The 16,924-nt window shown below is 61.7% G+C and carries 14 protein-coding genes; 4 read left to right on the forward strand and 10 right to left on the reverse strand.

The genetic code is table 11. The features are described from left to right. Positions 1–8 precede the first annotated feature (8 nt). Both D0550_RS05185 and D0550_RS05190 read left to right on the forward strand, forming a co-directional pair. Positions 9–2,243 carry a DUF5916 domain-containing protein gene (locus D0550_RS05185; RefSeq protein WP_116808043.1) on the forward strand — a complete coding sequence of 745 codons (2,235 nt, stop codon included), beginning with the start codon at positions 9–11 and terminating at the stop codon, positions 2,241–2,243. 85 nt (positions 2,244–2,328) lie between these two features. Further along, the gene (locus tag D0550_RS05190; RefSeq protein ID WP_206606098.1) at positions 2,329–3,195 is read left to right on the forward strand and encodes an ATP-grasp domain-containing protein; all 867 of its coding nucleotides are present in this window, start codon (positions 2,329–2,331) and stop codon (positions 3,193–3,195) included. On the opposite strand, the gene D0550_RS05195 is transcribed toward D0550_RS05190, so the two are convergent. From D0550_RS05195 to D0550_RS05205, 3 genes are all read right to left on the reverse strand, one after another. Continuing rightward, positions 3,179–4,825 (reverse strand): L-lactate permease, encoded by a 1,647-nt coding sequence (locus tag D0550_RS05195; RefSeq protein WP_116808044.1) that lies wholly within the window; start codon positions 4,823–4,825, stop codon positions 3,179–3,181. The genes D0550_RS05190 and D0550_RS05195 overlap by 17 nt on opposite strands. A 12-nt stretch (positions 4,826–4,837) precedes the next feature. Beyond that, a complete protein-coding gene (locus D0550_RS05200; RefSeq protein ID WP_116808045.1) occupies positions 4,838–5,728 on the reverse strand; it encodes a phosphatase PAP2 family protein in 891 nt (296 codons plus the stop codon). A 118-nt stretch (positions 5,729–5,846) separates the two neighbouring features. Beyond that, a complete protein-coding gene (locus tag D0550_RS05205; protein ID WP_116808046.1) occupies positions 5,847–6,485 on the reverse strand; it encodes a DUF2799 domain-containing protein in 639 nt (212 codons plus the stop codon). A 108-nt stretch (positions 6,486–6,593) separates the two neighbouring features. Here D0550_RS05205 and D0550_RS05210 point away from each other — a divergent pair, with 108 nt between their 5' ends. Continuing rightward, positions 6,594–7,397 (forward strand): agmatinase family protein, encoded by an 804-nt coding sequence (locus D0550_RS05210; protein WP_116808091.1) that lies wholly within the window; start codon positions 6,594–6,596, stop codon positions 7,395–7,397. 2 nt (positions 7,398–7,399) lie between these two features. On the opposite strand, the gene D0550_RS05215 is transcribed toward D0550_RS05210, so the two are convergent. From D0550_RS05215 to D0550_RS05230, 4 genes are all read right to left on the reverse strand, one after another. Continuing rightward, on the reverse strand, positions 7,400–8,026 hold the full coding sequence (locus D0550_RS05215; RefSeq protein ID WP_153067043.1) for a DUF429 domain-containing protein: 627 nt from the start codon (positions 8,024–8,026) through the stop codon (positions 7,400–7,402). 72 nt (positions 8,027–8,098) lie between these two features. After that, a complete protein-coding gene (locus D0550_RS05220) occupies positions 8,099–8,542 on the reverse strand; it encodes an SRPBCC family protein (RefSeq protein WP_116808092.1) in 444 nt (147 codons plus the stop codon). Between the two features lie 117 nt (positions 8,543–8,659). Then, the gene (locus D0550_RS05225; RefSeq protein ID WP_116808048.1) at positions 8,660–9,799 is read right to left on the reverse strand and encodes a lactonase family protein; all 1,140 of its coding nucleotides are present in this window, start codon (positions 9,797–9,799) and stop codon (positions 8,660–8,662) included. A 96-nt stretch (positions 9,800–9,895) separates the two neighbouring features. Beyond that, positions 9,896–11,803, reverse strand: a complete 1,908-nt coding sequence (locus D0550_RS05230; RefSeq protein ID WP_116808049.1) for a TolB-like translocation protein — start codon at positions 11,801–11,803, stop codon at positions 9,896–9,898. 171 nt (positions 11,804–11,974) lie between these two features. On the opposite strand from D0550_RS05230, the gene D0550_RS05235 reads away from it, so the two are divergent. Then, on the forward strand, positions 11,975–12,955 hold the full coding sequence (locus D0550_RS05235) for a DODA-type extradiol aromatic ring-opening family dioxygenase (protein WP_116808050.1): 981 nt from the start codon (positions 11,975–11,977) through the stop codon (positions 12,953–12,955). A 3-nt stretch (positions 12,956–12,958) separates the two neighbouring features. On the opposite strand, the gene D0550_RS05240 is transcribed toward D0550_RS05235, so the two are convergent. The 3 genes from D0550_RS05240 to D0550_RS05250 form a co-directional block, all read right to left on the reverse strand. Further along, entirely contained in the window at positions 12,959–14,275 is a 1,317-nt protein-coding gene (locus tag D0550_RS05240; protein ID WP_116808051.1) for a LysR family transcriptional regulator, read from the reverse strand. 87 nt (positions 14,276–14,362) lie between these two features. Next, positions 14,363–16,021, reverse strand: a complete 1,659-nt coding sequence (locus tag D0550_RS05245) for a thiamine pyrophosphate-binding protein (RefSeq protein ID WP_116808052.1) — start codon at positions 16,019–16,021, stop codon at positions 14,363–14,365. Further along, positions 16,021–16,896 (reverse strand): substrate-binding domain-containing protein, encoded by an 876-nt coding sequence (locus tag D0550_RS05250; RefSeq protein ID WP_116808053.1) that lies wholly within the window; start codon positions 16,894–16,896, stop codon positions 16,021–16,023. Before D0550_RS05250 ends, D0550_RS05245 begins: the two co-directional genes overlap by 1 nt. Positions 16,897–16,924: the final 28 nt, after the last annotated feature.

The following is a 16,924-nucleotide window of genomic DNA, read 5'->3' on the forward strand; positions in this document are numbered from 1 at the left end:
GAACAACCATGATCGCGAGCCGTGCCCGTTACGTTGGGTTGCTGCTGGCCATGCTCGCTACCCGAGTCTTTGCCGTCGACATCGATGGTCGTATCGATGCCGACGAATGGCGAGAAGCCCGACATATCACCGATTTCCGTAAAACCCAGCCGTTGAATGGCGAGCCCGCCTCGCTCGCCACCGAGGCCTGGGTGCTGGCGACGCCGGCCGGCCTCGCGGTGGCGTTCCGGAATTTTCAGCCGCCGTCCGTGCCCCGCACCCAGCAACGCGTGCAGCGGGATTTCAAGGACCTGGTCGATCGCATCGATGTGATGATCGACTTCGATGGCGATCACCGCACCGGTTATAACTTCAAGGTGAGCTCCACCGCCGGCATCTACGATGCCATCGTCACCAACGAATCCCAGTTCAATCCGGACTGGGACGGCAACTGGCGGCATGCCGTCGGCGGCGATGCGGACCATTGGACCGTCGAAGTGCTGATCCCGTGGCACATCGCTCCGATGCGCGAGAACAGCGGCGACGTCCGCACCATTGGCATCTATCTCGATCGCATCGTCGGCTCTACCGGCGAACGGGTCTCGTGGCCGTTGGCGAGCTGGGAACGGCCGCGCTTCCTGTCCGACTTCGCGCCGCTGGAAGTCACCAGCTTCAAACAATCGCTACTGGCCATCACGCCGTATGTTTCGAGTCTTTACGACATCAAAGCGACGGAGAATGAGCTCGACGGCGGCGTCGACCTGTTCTGGAAGCCGAATGGCCAGCTGCAACTCAGCGCCACCGTCAACCCGGACTTTGGTCAGGTCGAGGCCGACGAACTGGTCGTGAACTTCGACGCCACCGAAATCTTCATCAGCGACAAGCGCCCGTTCTTCACCGAGAACCAGGGCATCTTCGAGTTCACCACCCCGTCCGATTTCAGCCAGATTCTTTACACGCGCCGCATCGGCGGCCCGGCCGACGACGGCCAAGGGTCGGCAGACATCACAGGCGCAGTGAAATTGAATGGCAGCATCGGCGCGACCAAGTACGGCGTGTTCGCTGCGGATGAAGCCGACGCAGCCGGCCGCTCATTCGGCGCGCTCCGGCTGGTACGCGACTTCAAGGAGCAAAATCTGGGAATGATCGCCACTCGCGTCGAGCGGCCCTATCTGGATCGAACCGCCAGCGTGGTGGGCGTCGATCACAACTGGCGACCGACCGCGCGTTGGAACGTTCGCACCCGCCTGATGGGCAGCGACATCGAACAATCCGGCCAGCGCACCAGCGGCGACGGCGTCACGATCTGGGCAGACTACGAGATGGATCATGGCTGGCGACAGCAATGGATCGGCATGCATTTCAGCAACGGCCTGGAAATCAATGATGCCGGCTTCCTGTCGCGCAACAGCACCAACTACGCGCATTGGCAACTCAATCGCCGCTTCACCAATTTGCCTGCCGAGTCGCGCTACCTGTCCAAAGACTGGCGCTGGCGAATCAGCACGGATTACAACGATCACGGCCAGCTGTTGAATCATCAGTTCCGCATCAGCCGTGAGAGCCGGCTGCGCAATGGCAGCTATGAGTACGGAAACATGAACATCAACAGCGCGGGCGTCGATGACCTGCTGACGCGCGGCAACGGCGTGGTGAACCTGCCGCCCAATTTCAACAGCTATTTCGAGTACGAAACCCCGCGACAGGGCAACTGGGCGCTTCACCTGGAAGTCGAAGCGTATAGCGGCGGACTCTCCGGCAATGACAAAGTGGGCTACAGCATCAACCTCGAGCCGAGGTATTTCATCAACGATGCGTTGAATGTGTACTTCGGTTTGTTTGCCAGCCGCAAGCCGGACTGGCTGGTGTGGCAACGGGACAATCTGATCGGCAGCTTCGACGGCGAGGAATCGCGTTTCAGCGCCGGCTGCAACTGGGTCATGACCAATCGACAGGAGCTGCGCGTGAAACTGCAGGCCGTCGCAGTCAACGCCGCACTCCGCCAGGGCTACCGCGTCGGTCTCACCGGCAATGCCGTGCCCACCGATGAAACCATCGACGACTTCAGCGTACGCAACCTCGGCCTGCAAATCCGTTATCGCTTCGAGATTGCGCCGCTGTCGTTTCTCTATGTGGTGTACGGGCGCGGTGGCTATGAGGAGCAAGCCGTGAGTGACGATCGCGGCCGCCTGCTGCGAGATACTTTCAGCCTGCGCGATGACGATCAGTTGCTGGTCAAGCTCAGCTATCGCTTCGAGTCGTAGACCGGCGTCGTGACTCGTGTCAGTCTAAGCGCACCATCCTGCGTTACCGGATGGTGCCCACGGACGATCCCGAAGAAGACGCTGAATGATCGATATCGCGATTGCCACCTGTTCTTACCACCCCGATCTGGCGCCCCAAGACCGCGGCGTGATCGCCGAGCTTGCCGAGCTCGGCATTCGCGCCACGCCGCTGATCTGGACGGATGCGAATACCAGCCTGGACCAGTTTGCAGCCGTGGTCGTGCAATCGACCTGGGACAGTCATCTGGATCCGCTCGCCTTCATCAGCTGGGCGCGCCGGGTGCAGGCGCAGACTGCGCTGTTCAATCCGCTGCATTTGCTCGAGTGGAATCTCAACAAGCGCTATCTGCGGGAGCTGGAACAGCACGGGGTTCCGATCACGCCCACGCTGTGGGTAGCCACCGGCCGCTCCGTGGATTTGCGTCGCGAAGTATCGGAGCGCGGCTGGACTCGCTTCATCATCAAGCCGGTCGTGTCCGCTGGCGCAACCGAGACGCATATCTTCGATCTGGACACGATGGAGCTGGCGCAGGCAACGCTGGATCGGCTCGTCGCCCGAGTGGACCTCATGGTGCAACCCTATCTGCTCGCGTTCGAAACGGAAGGCGAGCGTTCGTACGTCTTCTTCGATGGCGTCTTCAGCCACGCAGTTCGCCGCCCGCCGACACTGAAATCCGCACCGCGTGGCTTCGATGCGCCTCATCAGATGCCGCCGATCGAGCCTGAGCTGCAACTTTCGCTTCAGGTGCTGGAAAAGATCAAAGAAACGCCGGTGTATGCACGAGTCGACCTGGCCACCAACAATGACGGCGTCGTGCGGCTGCAGGAAGTCGAGATCGTCGAGCCCTGCCTGTTCACCTCTCTCGCACCGGGCGCCCAGCAGCGCTACGCCCGGGCGATTGCGGGTCGGCTGTCTAATGGACCAAAGTAGTTAACGGCCACACATACGCCTGACCCAGCACGAGCAAGCTGACCAGCAACGCGAGCGCGATGCTGTGGAAGAACACGTAGCGCAAGATCTCGCTTTCGTGGCCGTACCAACGCGTGGCCGTGGAGGCGACGACGATGCTCTGCGCATCGATCATCTTTCCCATCACACCGCCAGAACTGTTCGCTGCAGCCATCAACACGGGATTCAGCCCGAGCTGCTCAGACGTAATTCTTTGCAAGCCGCCGAACAGAACGTTTGATGCAGTATCCGACCCTGTGAGCGCGACGCCCAGCCAGCCGAGCATGGTGCCGAACAGCGGATACAGCCAACCCGTTTGAGCGAACGCCAGACCCATCGTCGCGTCAGCGCCCGAGTAGCGTGTGACGTAGCCAAGCGCGAGCATGGCGGCGATGGTGAGCAGCGATAAGCGCACGACCACGAGCGTCTGGAAATATTCCCGCAAGAACTCGCGGAATGAGAATTTCATCAGCATGCTGCTGATGATTGACGCGACCAAGATTCCGCTGCCCGTCATCGACAGCAGATTGAAATTGTAAACAGCGCCTTCGGCGGTCGGCGTGGCAACGACCGGAGGGACTTTCTGGATCAGCTCGTGCAGCCCGCTCACGGGCAGCTTGATGATGAACAGCGAATCGAGCCAGGCTTTGACTTGCGGGATGCCCCACAAGAAGACGCACACGCTGAGCACGATCCACGGCAACCAGGCTTTGAATACCTGCTCTGACGTATAAGTCGTCACCGCCGACTCTGTCGCCACGGCATTCTCGGGTTCGCCGCGCTTCGTCGAGCGCCAAATGCTGGCAGGTCGCCACACCCGCAGAAACAACGTGAGCGCGCCCATCGAGCACAGTGCGGCCACGATATCGACCAGCCACGGCCCATGGAAGTTAGCAACGAGATACTGCGGAATCGCAAACGCCACGCCGGCAACCAGGATCGCAGGCCACACCTGCAACATGCCGCGCCACCCGGCGAACGCGCAGATGAGCCAGAACGGCACGATCACCGAGAAGAACGGCAGCTGCCGCCCGATCATGCCGCTCAGTTCGTGCACATCGAGACCGGTCACACTGGCGAGCGCCAGCACCGGCGTGCCCAAAGCGCCGAACGCCACCGGCGCGGTATTCGCGATCAGCGACAATCCCGACGCAGCCAGTGGCGAGAATCCCAGCCCGATCAACATCGCGCCCGTCACCGCCACCGGCGTGCCGAATCCCGCGGCACCCTCGAAGAACGCGCCGAACCCGAAGGCAATCAACAGCAACTGCAGCCGCCGATCAGGCGTGATTCCGGCGATGCTGTCTTGAAGAATGCGGAACTGCCCGCGTTGCTCCGTCAGGCGATAGAGAAAGATCACATTGAGAATGATCCAGCCGATGGGCATGAGGCCGTAGGCTGCACCGAACGCTGCGGCCCGCGTCGCCATGCCCGTCGGCATCCCGAACGCGACAATCGCAATGGCAAGCGAGCTGGCGATGCCGAGCAACGCCGCCGCATGCGCTTTCATTTTCAGAAAGCCGATACACCCCAGCAACACGACGACCGGCACGGCGGCCATGAACGTGGACACAATGGCGTTGCCGAAGGGATCGTAACTTTGTGCCCACATACCCCGCTCCTGCTATGAAATCTTAGTTCCTGTCAAACCTGTGTCCTGCTGCCTGCGGCGGAATGCTTCGAGACCTGCAATCCACGCCGTCAACCAAGCGGCGCCGAATGCGTACCCGCCGAGTACGTCACTGAAGTAATGGACCTGCAATATCACTCGACTGAAACCCACGCAAACGATCACTGTCATGGCAATTGCCGCCACCGGCAAATGCCAGCGCGGCTTGGAGTGAATCACGATCAAGTATGCGAGCAGGCCGTAGACGATGAATGCACCTGACGAATGACCGCTCGGAAAGCTCCAACCGTGCGCGGATGCAAATCCATGCAGATGCTCGGGCCGGGAGCGCTCGAAGATGGCTTTCAACACCACGTTCAGCAGCCCACCGCCAGCAGTCACGACGATCCACGTGATCGCCAGCACCCAGCGGCGTCGAAACAGCATCAACACGGCGACGATTGCGGCCAGTGGTATGAGGAACCCTTTATCGCCTAAGTGGGTAACGACCGCGAAGATGCGCAGCTGTTGCTCGCTCGCGTGCTGACTCAACGCGGCACTCAGGGCGGTGTCGAACTGCTCGAGATCTTCGTCGACACCGATTCCGTCCGCGATCTCCACGAAGCCGACGCATGCCATGATCGCAATCGTCATGCTTAGCAGGACCTGCACCCCCAGCCGGCGCGCGAGTTGCCAGACCCCGTGCACGGCGCCAGGGATTGGCAGCCGCCGGACGTGAGGGCCTATGCCAGCAAGCAATTCCTGCAGACGCCCCATGACCCGAGCGCCATAGCGTTGCAGGACATACCAGAGCAGCCACGCGCCCAGCAGCATGCCGAGCGTGATGACGAGCAGCACGGCCCAGAGATGGACAGCCAGAAATTCTGCAAATTTTTCAGTTGTCATCGTCCAGCGTAGTCGCTCTCGTCATGGCAGGCGGCGATGCGCTGGTGATCGTAGGCTGTTCGCAGGGACGACAGCAATCTGAACGCGGCGATTGGCCCGCCGGGGGGGCGTCCCGGGATCAGGGAATCTGCAAGGTCGCCCGATAGTCCTGCAGGTCGCGCTCGCAATGGACGCGCTCTTCTTCCAGCTGCCGGATTTCTGATTTGAGTTGTCCGACGCGCTCACCGAGATGTTTGACGTCCACCACGGCCTGCGCACGCTCCTCCACCGTCGCGTCACTGCTGATCGCGACCGCCGAGCGTTTGACGATCTCGGATTCGGCCGCACGCAGATCGCCGCGTCGCGAATCCAGCTGATAAGAAACATTCGACAGCCGGGACTCGAGCGTGTACAGCTGACGGCCGGAGTGATAGGCATCGGCAAAGGCCGGATCCAGATCGGACGGACAGATGCCACTGTAGCCACCGCCCTGCGAGCCCAGCCTGAACCCGTTGGCCGGCACGCAGTACTCGCGCAGCCCTTCGGCCCGGCCTGCCTGGTACGCCGTGAGATCCGGAATCACTCCATGCTTCGCGCATGCCTTGCGATGCTGGCCGATGCGATCGCCGGAATATCCAGCAGCGCCATCCTCGAAACCGACAGTGCGCCAGTCCACGGTCAGGCACTCCTCCCGATCCATGGTCGCGCAGCCACCGATGGCGAGCAGCAGCATCGCGGCGCCTGCACGGGCAATGGATGGGATTTTCAGCGTTCGCATGTAAGTCTGCCCTCGACGGAGGCCAAGGCCCCTAAAGTACCGGTGCGTACGGGATCGGCACGTGAGCTATGTCACAATCGCTCGCTCGTTCCCATGGAGCGTCGCCCCATGACCAAGATCGCACTGCTCGGCGTCCCGCACGATGATAACTCTTCCTATCTCAGAGGGCCGGCCGAGGCGCCGGACCTGATCCGTCGCGAGCTGCACAATGACGCGTACAGTCTGTGGAGTGAAACCGGCGTCGACCTGAGTGTGCCCGGGCGGCTGGTGCACCATGGGAACATTCAGTTCACTGGCGACCGCGACCCGTGGGAGCTCATCGAGCAATCCGTCGACAACGCGCTGGGATCGGGCGATCCGCTCATCTGCCTCGGCGGCGATCATGCCGTAACGTATCCCATCATGCGTGCGGTACGCCGTCACCATCCGAGCCTGACGATCCTCCATATCGATGCGCACGCCGACATCTATCACGCGTACCAGAACAACCCTCGCTCGCATGCATCGCCGTTCGCGCGAATCATGGAAGAGAAGTTGGCGGATCGGCTGATCCAGGTCGGTCTGCGGACCATCTGCGACGAGCATCGCGAGCAGTTCAAACGCTTCGGCGTCGAGGTGATCGAAGCCGGGCGCTGGAGCGATTGCATGCGGCTGGAGTTCGAGACACCGGTCTATATTTCGCTGGATATCGACGGCCTCGACCCCGCCTTCGCCCCCGGCGTATCACACCGCGAGCCCGGCGGGCCTTCACCGCGTCAGGTCATCGATCTGATCCAGTCGATCAAGCAACCCATCATCGCGGCGGACCTCGTCGAGTACAACCCTCGCTGCGACATCTCCAATCAAACCGCGCTGGTGGCGGCCAAGATGGTGAAGGAGATTGCAGGGATGATGGTAAAGACCAGGGCGTGAGCTCACCGCGTCGGCACGACGATGATGCCGTCGGCGGCATCTCCGTAAGTGCGGACGCGCCCGAGAAGGAGCGCATGCGCCGTCAATGCGCACAGAGCAGCGTCGCGCAAATCCACATTGGTGAGCGGCCTGGTATCGATGCCCGCTTCTTCGAGCAGCTCGCGACGCCGGCGTACTTTGTCTTTCCTGCCAATCGTCCCTCCCGCCAGCTCACACGCGATCGCGTGTGGAAACGTTTCGAAGCAGACGGGCTTGATGACGGCCTTGCCATCGAACAAGCGAAAGCTCGGCAGCAGCGCCGTGTACATGTCGGCGCCGTTCAACATCCAGCCGTAATAATCCGTAGGATGCCCCTGGGCTTGCTTCAACGTTGGCGTCGAGAAGCACGATAGACGCTTCGCGGCCAGCTCGCGCTCCGCTGAGCGCTGGCGGCCATCGCGGCTCCAGCAGCAAGGCGCATCGATCCCGACAGCCTCCACTTTGTTATCCCGGCACCAGCGAGCAATGGCGTTGAAGTCGCACGATTCCGTGTGCGCGAAATACTTTCCCGCCAGCAAGGCGACTGCGTGAAACCCTTTGCGCCGCCCGCCGACATCGATGCCTGCCGTCACCTGTTCTTTGATTGACATGCACCGCCGATATTGCCACAGCGGCTGTGGCTCGCCCCGGGCCGTCAATGGCCCGAGGCAATCCGCAATCGCTCAGCCAGGGATCTCCGGCTCGACGAGCTTGGCCAGCTGTTCGAGCGATTCCTGCCAGCCGAGGTAACAGGCGTGCACCGGGATCACGTCGGGAATGCCTTCCTGCACGATGTGGATCTCCACGCCAACCAACACCGGCGTGATGACGATGCTCGTCGGCATCTCGCCCGGCAGATTCGGGTCGTCGAAAGTGCTGACGTAACTGATCTTCTCATTCGGCACCAGCTCCTTGTACGTGCCACCGAAGGAGTGCGCCTGGCCGTTGGTGAAGTTGGTGAACGACGCGCGATACTTACCGCCGACCTTGGCATCCAGCTGGTCGACCTTGCAGGTGAAGCCATACGGCGGCAGCCATTTCGCAAAGGCCTGGGCGTCGAGAAATGCGCGATAGACGCGCTCGGGCTTGGTACGCAACACGCGGTGCAGTTTTACAGTGCCTGGCATGGCTCTCTCCTGTGAATCAATGGCGAAAATCGAGCATTCGAGGCAAGGACGACCGAGAGCCACGGCCGCCGACATCATGCTCTGACATTTTGCCCGCCAGTCGATGCCCTACGATGGCTACTCGGAGGCAGACAGGAACGTGACGCTCGACGGCTGCATCACGGGCAGCCACCCTTCACCTGCTGCCAGCTTGCCAGTCGCCGGGTCCACAGAGAATACGTTGATGGAGTTGGAACCGTTGTTCGCCACGATCAGCCAGCGTCCGGTGGGATCGAGCGAGAAATCCCACGGCGTCTTGCCTGTCGCCGCAATGCGCTGCACTTCGGTCAGCTTGCCGCTCTGCTCGTTCACCGCGTACACCTGCAAGGCATGGGCGCCGCGATTGGCTGCATAAAGGAAGCGCCCATCACGACTCGTCTGAATGTGCGCTCCATTCCTCGTCCCCGTGAACGAAGGCCCATCAAGCGATACGATCTGCACCTGCTCGAGTCTGCCGCTCTTCGCATCCCACCGATACGACACGACGTCGGCGCTCAGCTCGGTCACGAGAAACACGAACTCCCCGCCCGGATGAAACGCCAGATGCCGCGGCCCGGACCCAGGCGCCACAGACACGAATGGCGGTGCGCCCGGCGTGAGCTGATGCGTGGCTGAATCGAATCGATAGACAAACACCCGATCGGCACCGAGATCCGCTGCGAACACATATCGATGCGAAGGATCGACGACCACACCATGAGCGTGCGGAGACGTCTGCCGACGATGCGGACCCGTGCCGTAGTTGGCCTGCTTTGCATGAAGCTCGCCGAGACGCCCGTCACTCGCGACAGGTAGCCAACTCACATGGCCCGTGCGGAAGTGAGCGACGAAGATCGACTTCGAGCTCGCATCGAACGTGAGGTGTGTGGCACCGCCGCCGCCTGAAGCGACGCTGTTCAGCACGCTCAATTTGCCCGTGGCTCGATCCGCCGCAAGACTGAAAACACTCGATTCATCCTGAGTGTCACCGGCTGGATCGCTCACGGCATACAGCACAGGCAGCGACGGATGAGCGAGCAGCCAAGTCGGGCGATTGATATCGGCAACCACCCCGCCGGGAGTCAGACGCCCGGTGTTCGAATCGAAGCGCGCGACGGCAATGCCCTGCCCCGGCTCTGTGGCTCGATTCCCGAAATAGACCCAATGCTCATCGGCACGCGACGGCGCAGTGGCGAACAGGAAGCAGGAGACCATCGTCAGCAGCAGAGCGCGCCCCATCGTCACAGACTCCCCGATTCAATAATCAAAGCTTACCTACGCAAACAGTGGCGCCGTGCGGACACAGCGCCACTGCCGCGCTACTCGGCGATCAGCTCAAGGCTTGGGAATGTACAGCGGCATCGCCTCTTCCCAAAGGGTATCGGTGACGGCGTACTTGCCGCTGCCATCGGCATTCATGATCCAGTTCTGACCGTCCGGCTGGAAGGTGTTCTCGTAGAGCGCCACTTCGTCGCGGAAGCCGAACATGCCCGTGCTCCACAGGATCTTGCCGTCGTAGCGCCAGATCGCGTGACCGTCGTTCGCGCCCGAAGTCGTCAACCGCTTCAGGCCCGTGCCGTCCGGCTTGATGGTGAACACATCGAAGTTCGTCTCATCCACCCGACGCGTAAACACGATCTTGCTGCCGTCCGGCGACCAGCTCGGCAGATTGTCCGCCTCGGTGGTCAGCACCTGAGTGGTGCGATCCGTCAGGTTCAGGATGCGCAGGCCTTTCACCGTCTCGCTCCACACGCGATACACGATCTTGTTGCCGTCCGCGGAGTAGCTCGGGAAGCCCGAATGGATCGAGCCATCGGTCAGCACTTCCAGCCCCGTGCCGTCGATGCGAATGCGCTGAATGCTGGCAACGCCCGTGCGACGCTCCTGGAACCATTGGCCGACGCCGAACGCGAGCCATTGACCGTCCGGCGACCACGTCGGTTGAAACGCGCCTGCCAGACCGCGCGCCACTTGATCCGGCGGCAGACCGCTCATCGTCGAATCGTACACGCGACGACGGTTCGCGCCGTCCTGCGCATCCATCACGTCGATGGACGAGTTGATGTGTTTTGCGGTGATGACCAGGGTCGACTTGTCTTTCGACAATTGCGGAAACACGTCGGTGTACTTGTACTCCCAGCCGCTCTCGAAGCTGTACATCGGTGCGTACTGCGCATACGCCGGCAGGAACGAGACTTTCTCGTAGATCACCTTGCCGCTCGTCGAATAGCGCGGCGATCGCCAGCCCTTCATCGCCGCCATTGTACCCGCCGTGGTGTAGATGCCTTCGAGCGGACCGCCCTTGATGTGATACGCAATCGTGGTCGCATCCAAGTATTGCGGGAACACTTTGTAACCGCCGCCGGTGGTGTACTCAGTGCGAACGCCCGTCGTAACGTCGACCGACACGATCTGCGAAGCCACCAACGCGATCCTCTCCGGACGCCGCGCGCCCCAAGTGTCTTCGGTGGTGCTCTCGTAGAACACGACGCGCTTGCTGTCCGGCGACCACGATGGCGAGCCCTGCGAATAGCCGGCGCGCGTCGCGACCTGACGCCAGCCCGAGCCATCGGGCTTGATGACATAGATGCTGTTTTCCTGCGTGCGTTCCCAGCCATGCGGTGCGTCGTGACCGCGCCACTCACTGTTGCGATCGGAGGAGAATGCGATCCACTTGCCGTCCGGCGACCACGCCGGCTTCATGTAGCTGTGCGGCTTGCTGGCATTGAAGGGAATCGAGGCGGTGAGATTCTTCAAGGCGCCGGTCGCAATGTTGAGCGTCCAGACGTTCGTCCAGCCGGTATTGCGCGACGAAACAAACGCGATGAACTTTCCGTCCGGCGAAAACACAGCCGAATCGTCCACGGCCGAATGATTGGTCAGGCGCTGCACGCTCGTGCCATCCGCCTTGACGCGATAGATGTTTGAATTGCCGCGGCCGTCGCGCTCCGACGTGAATACGATCCACACGCCGTCCTTGGAGAACGAGGCGTGATAATCCATCTGCGAGGTGGCGAACAGCGGCGTCTCGCCCGTGCCGTCGGCGTTTGCGATGTACAGGTCGGACTTGGTGGGACCGAGTCGATTCAACAGGATGCTGCCCTTGGTGCCGCCACCTTGCGCGACCACGGCCGGGACAAGATTCCAAGTATTGGCATCTTCAGCTAGAGCTTCCGGGCTGTGCCCGATGTGGGCGGCGAGCAGCGCCACGGAAACCGCACTCAGAACTTTCCTTACGTTCATTGCTTCCTTCCCCCGTTTTGAGCGTGCTTGTCGAACGCCGGGGATCTTTACACCGCAGCTCACACGGGCCCTGATTGGTTTCCAGTCACTGGATATAACTTCGACCGGCGATAGGGCGGCGGCGCGGCGGCGAATGTGCAACGATCACACTTCGCATTCTGTGGAGAAGACATGGCCCGGATAGTCCTTGGTATGGCGGTGCCTCACAGCGGCATGCTCGGCAAAGCCGCCGAGAGCTTGCTGGAGGATGGCGAGCGCGACCGCAAGAATCCGCAGCTGTGGTTTCGCAATCGCAGCTGGACATTTCCAGAGTTGGCGGCGGCGCGCACCAGCGAAGGCCTCGATAAGTACCTGACGCTCGAAGAGCGCCGTGCCCGCATGGCTCGCTGCGGTCAGGCGCTGGAAACGTTGCGTCGTGTGTATCTCGAACATCAACCTGACGTCGCCGTCATTCTCGGCAAGGATCAAAAGGAAATATTCATCGATACGTCGCCGTCGCTGGCGATCTACATGGGCGACACCATCCATAACGGACCGCCGCAACGGGCCGTGTACGCGCCTGATAAACCAGTCACGTACCCCGCGCACCCGGAGCTGGCGCTGCATCTGATCAAATCGTTCCAGGACGCCGGCTTCGACATGACCGAAGTGCTCAAGTGGCCGGACAACGTCTGGATGAAGCCACAGGGCCAGGTCGTGCCGCATGCGTACGGCTTCATCTATCACCAGATCATGCGCGATGACGTCGTGCCGAACGTGCCCATCATCATGAACACGTTCTATCCGCCGAATCAGCCGTCGATGCGCCGGAGCATCCAGTTCGGTAAGACGTTGTTCGAGGCCATCAAAGCCTGGGACAGCGACAAGAAAGTCGCGTTGATCGCCTCGGGCGGACTGTCGCACTTCGTGTGGGACGAGCAGCTCGACCAGCAATTCCTGCAGTATTTCCGCGAGTACGATTTCGAGGGCCTGGCGCAGATCGACAACAACTCGTATCAGTCCGGCACTTCGGAAGTGAAGTTGTACGTGCCGGTGATGGTCGCGAGCTCGCAGCTCGGCTTCAAGATGAACCTGGTCGACTACGTGCCGGTGATTCGCACCGAAGCCGGCACCGGTGAAGGCTTCGGCTTCATGTACTGGTCGGACCGCTGACGTTTATCGGGTCGGCGCCGGTGTCAATGCGGGACGCAGCGCCGACTGAATGCTCTGACTGCCGCTGTGCTTCGATTCAGTCAGACGCTTGAGCACCGTCTCCGGCTTGAGCGAGCCGACCACCTGACGATGGATCAGCTCCAGGAAGTTGGCTTGCAAGTGGGTCGGCAACCAGTTCTCGCGCGTCATCAAGCCGATGTACGGCACCGGCTCGATCGGACCGAACGGTACCGCGGCCAGCGCGTCCTCCTCGTACAACAGCTCATACGAGGTCAGCAGCGTCAGCCGATCGCTCTGGGACAGCAGCAACCGCACCGTCGGCAGCGAGCAGGTCGCAATACGCGCCATCGGCTGGCGGCGACCGTCGAACAGCTTGTCGTAGCGAATGCGCCGCGCCGCACCGGGTGTGCCGATGATCCACTCGTAGTCAGCCAGATCGTCGAGCGTGACATGCGATTTCTGGTGGAGCGGATGTCCGTGGCGCGCGACGACGACGTACGGAGTGGCCGCCAGCGCCTGATGCTTGAGATCGTCAGCGACGCGATCCCTCAACAACCCGATGACCACGTCGACATCACCGCTGCGTAGATAGCGGATCATGTCGTCGGCATTGCCATTCAGGATGCGAACGTTCGCATTCGGGTACATCGAGACGAACTCGTTGATCACCGACGCCAACAGCACGCTGCCGGCAAGCAGCATCGCGCCGATGACGATTTCACCACCGATGTTGCCGCGAGCTGCTTCGACTTCTTCGATGCCCCACTGAATCTCACGCAACGCCAGCTTCACCTTGCGAGCGAACTCGGCCGCGGCATGGGTTGCGACGATGCCGGATGCCGTTTGCGTGTAAAGCGGTGTGCGCAGATTGCGTTCGAGATCTCGCGCGGCCCGTTGCAACGAGGTTTGTGAAACACCGAGCGACCGCGCCGCCTGGGCGAACGAGCCGTTCTCGACGATGGCGATGAGGCTGCGAATCTGCGTCTTTGAAATGCGGCCGGCAATACGCGCGATCGGAATGGGGCGGCTGGGCACGCCGAGCTCGATCAGCGCCTGCTCGAACTGCGCGAACAAGCGCTGCGTGCGGCGATGGAAAATGATGCCGAACTCGTTGAGATAGCTACCGCTGGCGCGCCGGTCGAGCAACGTGACGCCCATCTGCTCTTCGAGCTTGGCGATGGCCTGAGTGACTGCCGGCTGGGACAAATGACATTCGTCGGAAGCCCGCCGCACGCCGTGCAGCTGACCGACGCTGTCGAACACCTTGAGATGACGGATGCTGGTAGGAAACTCCGTCGGCTGCACACTCGACTCGCTCATGCCACCCCCAACTCGATCTGGACGGTGGTTATTCCTGCCGTCCTTATAGTCCGATCCGGTCTCAGTCTAGCCCAGAAAACCCCGTTTTCATGTAACCGTTTGTGACGAAATCCGGAACGCCGGCGACAGCTGCACCGGATCCACGATCAACTCCAGCACCGCCGGCCTGCCGCTGGCCGCCGCCCGACAATAGGCCGCCGGGAAGCATTCTGTGGTTGCGACGCGCTCCGCGAATGCACCATAACTCCGGGCCATCGCGACAAAGTCCGGATTCACGAGGTCCGTCGCGACCACTCGCCCGGGATACCGCCGCTCCTGATGCATGCGAATGGTGCCGTAGGTGCCGTTGTTGACCACGAGCGTGATCACATTGGCGCCGTGCTGAACTGCGGTGCCGAGTTCCTGCGGATACATCTGGAAACAGCCGTCGCCCGCGAACGCGATGACTTCGCGATCCGGATAGCGCAGCTTGCCAGCGATCGCCGCCGGCACGCCGTACCCCATAGCGCCGCTTGTGGGCGCCAACTCCGTGCGCAGCTGCCGATAACGGAAATAGCGGTGCAGCCAGACGGTGTAGTTGCCTGCGCCGTTTGCAATAAGTGCATCGTCCTGCAGATGCTCGCTGAGCCACGCGACGACCGCTGCCATATCGACGAACTTCGACGTCGGCATCACCGGCGTACTGAATTTCACATACGCCTCGCGCGCTTCTCGCAGCCATGCCGTGCGCTTGTCGCGCCCGGCCACGTCGATGCCTGGCAGCGTATTGGCGAAATCTGCGAGACCGCAGGCGATCGCCAGCGCTGGCTGATACACGCGACCCAGCTCATTCGGGTCCGGATGCACGTGAATCAGCGCTTGGTGCGGCACCGTCGGCGTCAGCAACGTATAGCCGTTCGTTGTGTTCTCTCCGAGCCGCGAGCCGATGGCGATCACCAGATCCGCGCTCTTCAGCCGTTCGGTCAGATTTGCATCGGCGCCGAGGCCGAGGTGGCCACAGTAGTTCTCGTGGCGATTGTCGATGAGATCCTGGCGGCGGAAGCTCGCGACCACCGGCAACTCATTGCGACGCGCGAACTCGACAAGATTGCGACAGCTGCTCGCCGTCCAGCCGGTACCGCCCACAACGAGCAAGGGCCGCGATGCCGCGCCAAGCATCGTCGAGAACGCATCGAGATCAGTCGCTCTCGGTGCCGCACTCGCCGCACTGATGGACTTCGCGTACGCGGGCGACGTGACCACTTCCGACAACATATCTTCGGGCAACGACAGTACGACCGGCCCCGCTCTGCCCGACATCGCCACTCGATAGGCTCGCGCGACGTACTCGGGAATGCGAGCCGCGCTGTCGATCTCCGCCGCCCACTTGGCGAGCGGGGCAAACATCGCGCGAAAGTCGACTTCCTGAAATCCTTCGCGATCGCGCGCATGTCGTGCAACCTGGCCGATAAACAGAATCATCGGCGTGGAATCTTGAAGCGCGGTGTGCACGCCGACAGCCGCATGCGTCGCGCCCGGCCCGCGCGTGACGAAGCAGATGCCAGGCCGGCCCGTGAGCTTGCCGTCGGCCTCGGCCATGTTCGCAGCGGCCCCCTCATGCCGAGCGCTGACCACTGCGATCTCGGACGCATCGTGTAATGCGTCCAGCACGGGCAAATAGCTTTCGCCCGGCACGCAATACACGCGATCGACACCCTGCGCGCGAAGCGCCTCTACCAGAATCTGACCACCGCTCGCCCTGTCCATCAAACACCCAGGCCGGCGGTCACATCGTTGAACAATTCATCGACCTTGATCCGGCGCGGGATGATCTTCTGCTCGTACGACCAATCGATGGCCATTTCCAGACCCTTGCGATTGGCCTCCAGGCCCAGCGGCGGCAAGCCGGCCACCACCGACGACGGGGCGTACGAGCGGCTCTCTTTGATCATGCGAGCGATCTCGCGCACGACGTCGGGACGCTGTTTGGTGAGATCTTCGTGCACGACGAACAAATGATTGATCGGAATCAAACCTTCACGCTCGTACCACTGAGCGGCGGCCTTGTGAGGATCCGGCACCAGCGTGCGCACGCGCGGATCCTTCGGCATGTCGACGCCGAGAATGGCGGCAGCGACTTCGCCATTCATCATCATCTCGTCGATCTTGCTGCCCTTCGGCAATTTGCGGCAGTTCGGCGGATCGCTGTATTCGCTCAGATGCGACTCGTCGACCGTCAGCCACGCGACCTTGTCGAGATCCACGCCGTATTCGTGCTGAAGGATGCCGCGCACCCACAGCCCTGTCGTTTGCGCATACGTGCGCACGCCCACGATGCGACCTTCGATGTCTTTGGGCTGCAGCTCACCGTGCTCGATGTTGAAGCCAATGCAGTGATGTTGGAAACGACCCGAGATCGGCGTCGGCAACAGCACCCAAGGCTTGCCATAAGCCTTGGCTTGCAGATACGTGATGATGGCCAGCTCGCCGCAGTCGAAGGCATTTTCGCGCAGCATGGCTTTGAAGCCGTCGTGCGCCGTCTTCGGGCCACGACAATCCAGAGTGACCAGCGGCGAAGTGACGCGGCCATCCTTCATGGCCAAGGTGACGGGGTAATCGGCGAGGTTGGTTCTAAGCTGCATAGGCCGCCACGATGCGCTCGGCGCCGTG

Source organism: Steroidobacter cummioxidans (genome assembly GCF_003104955.1).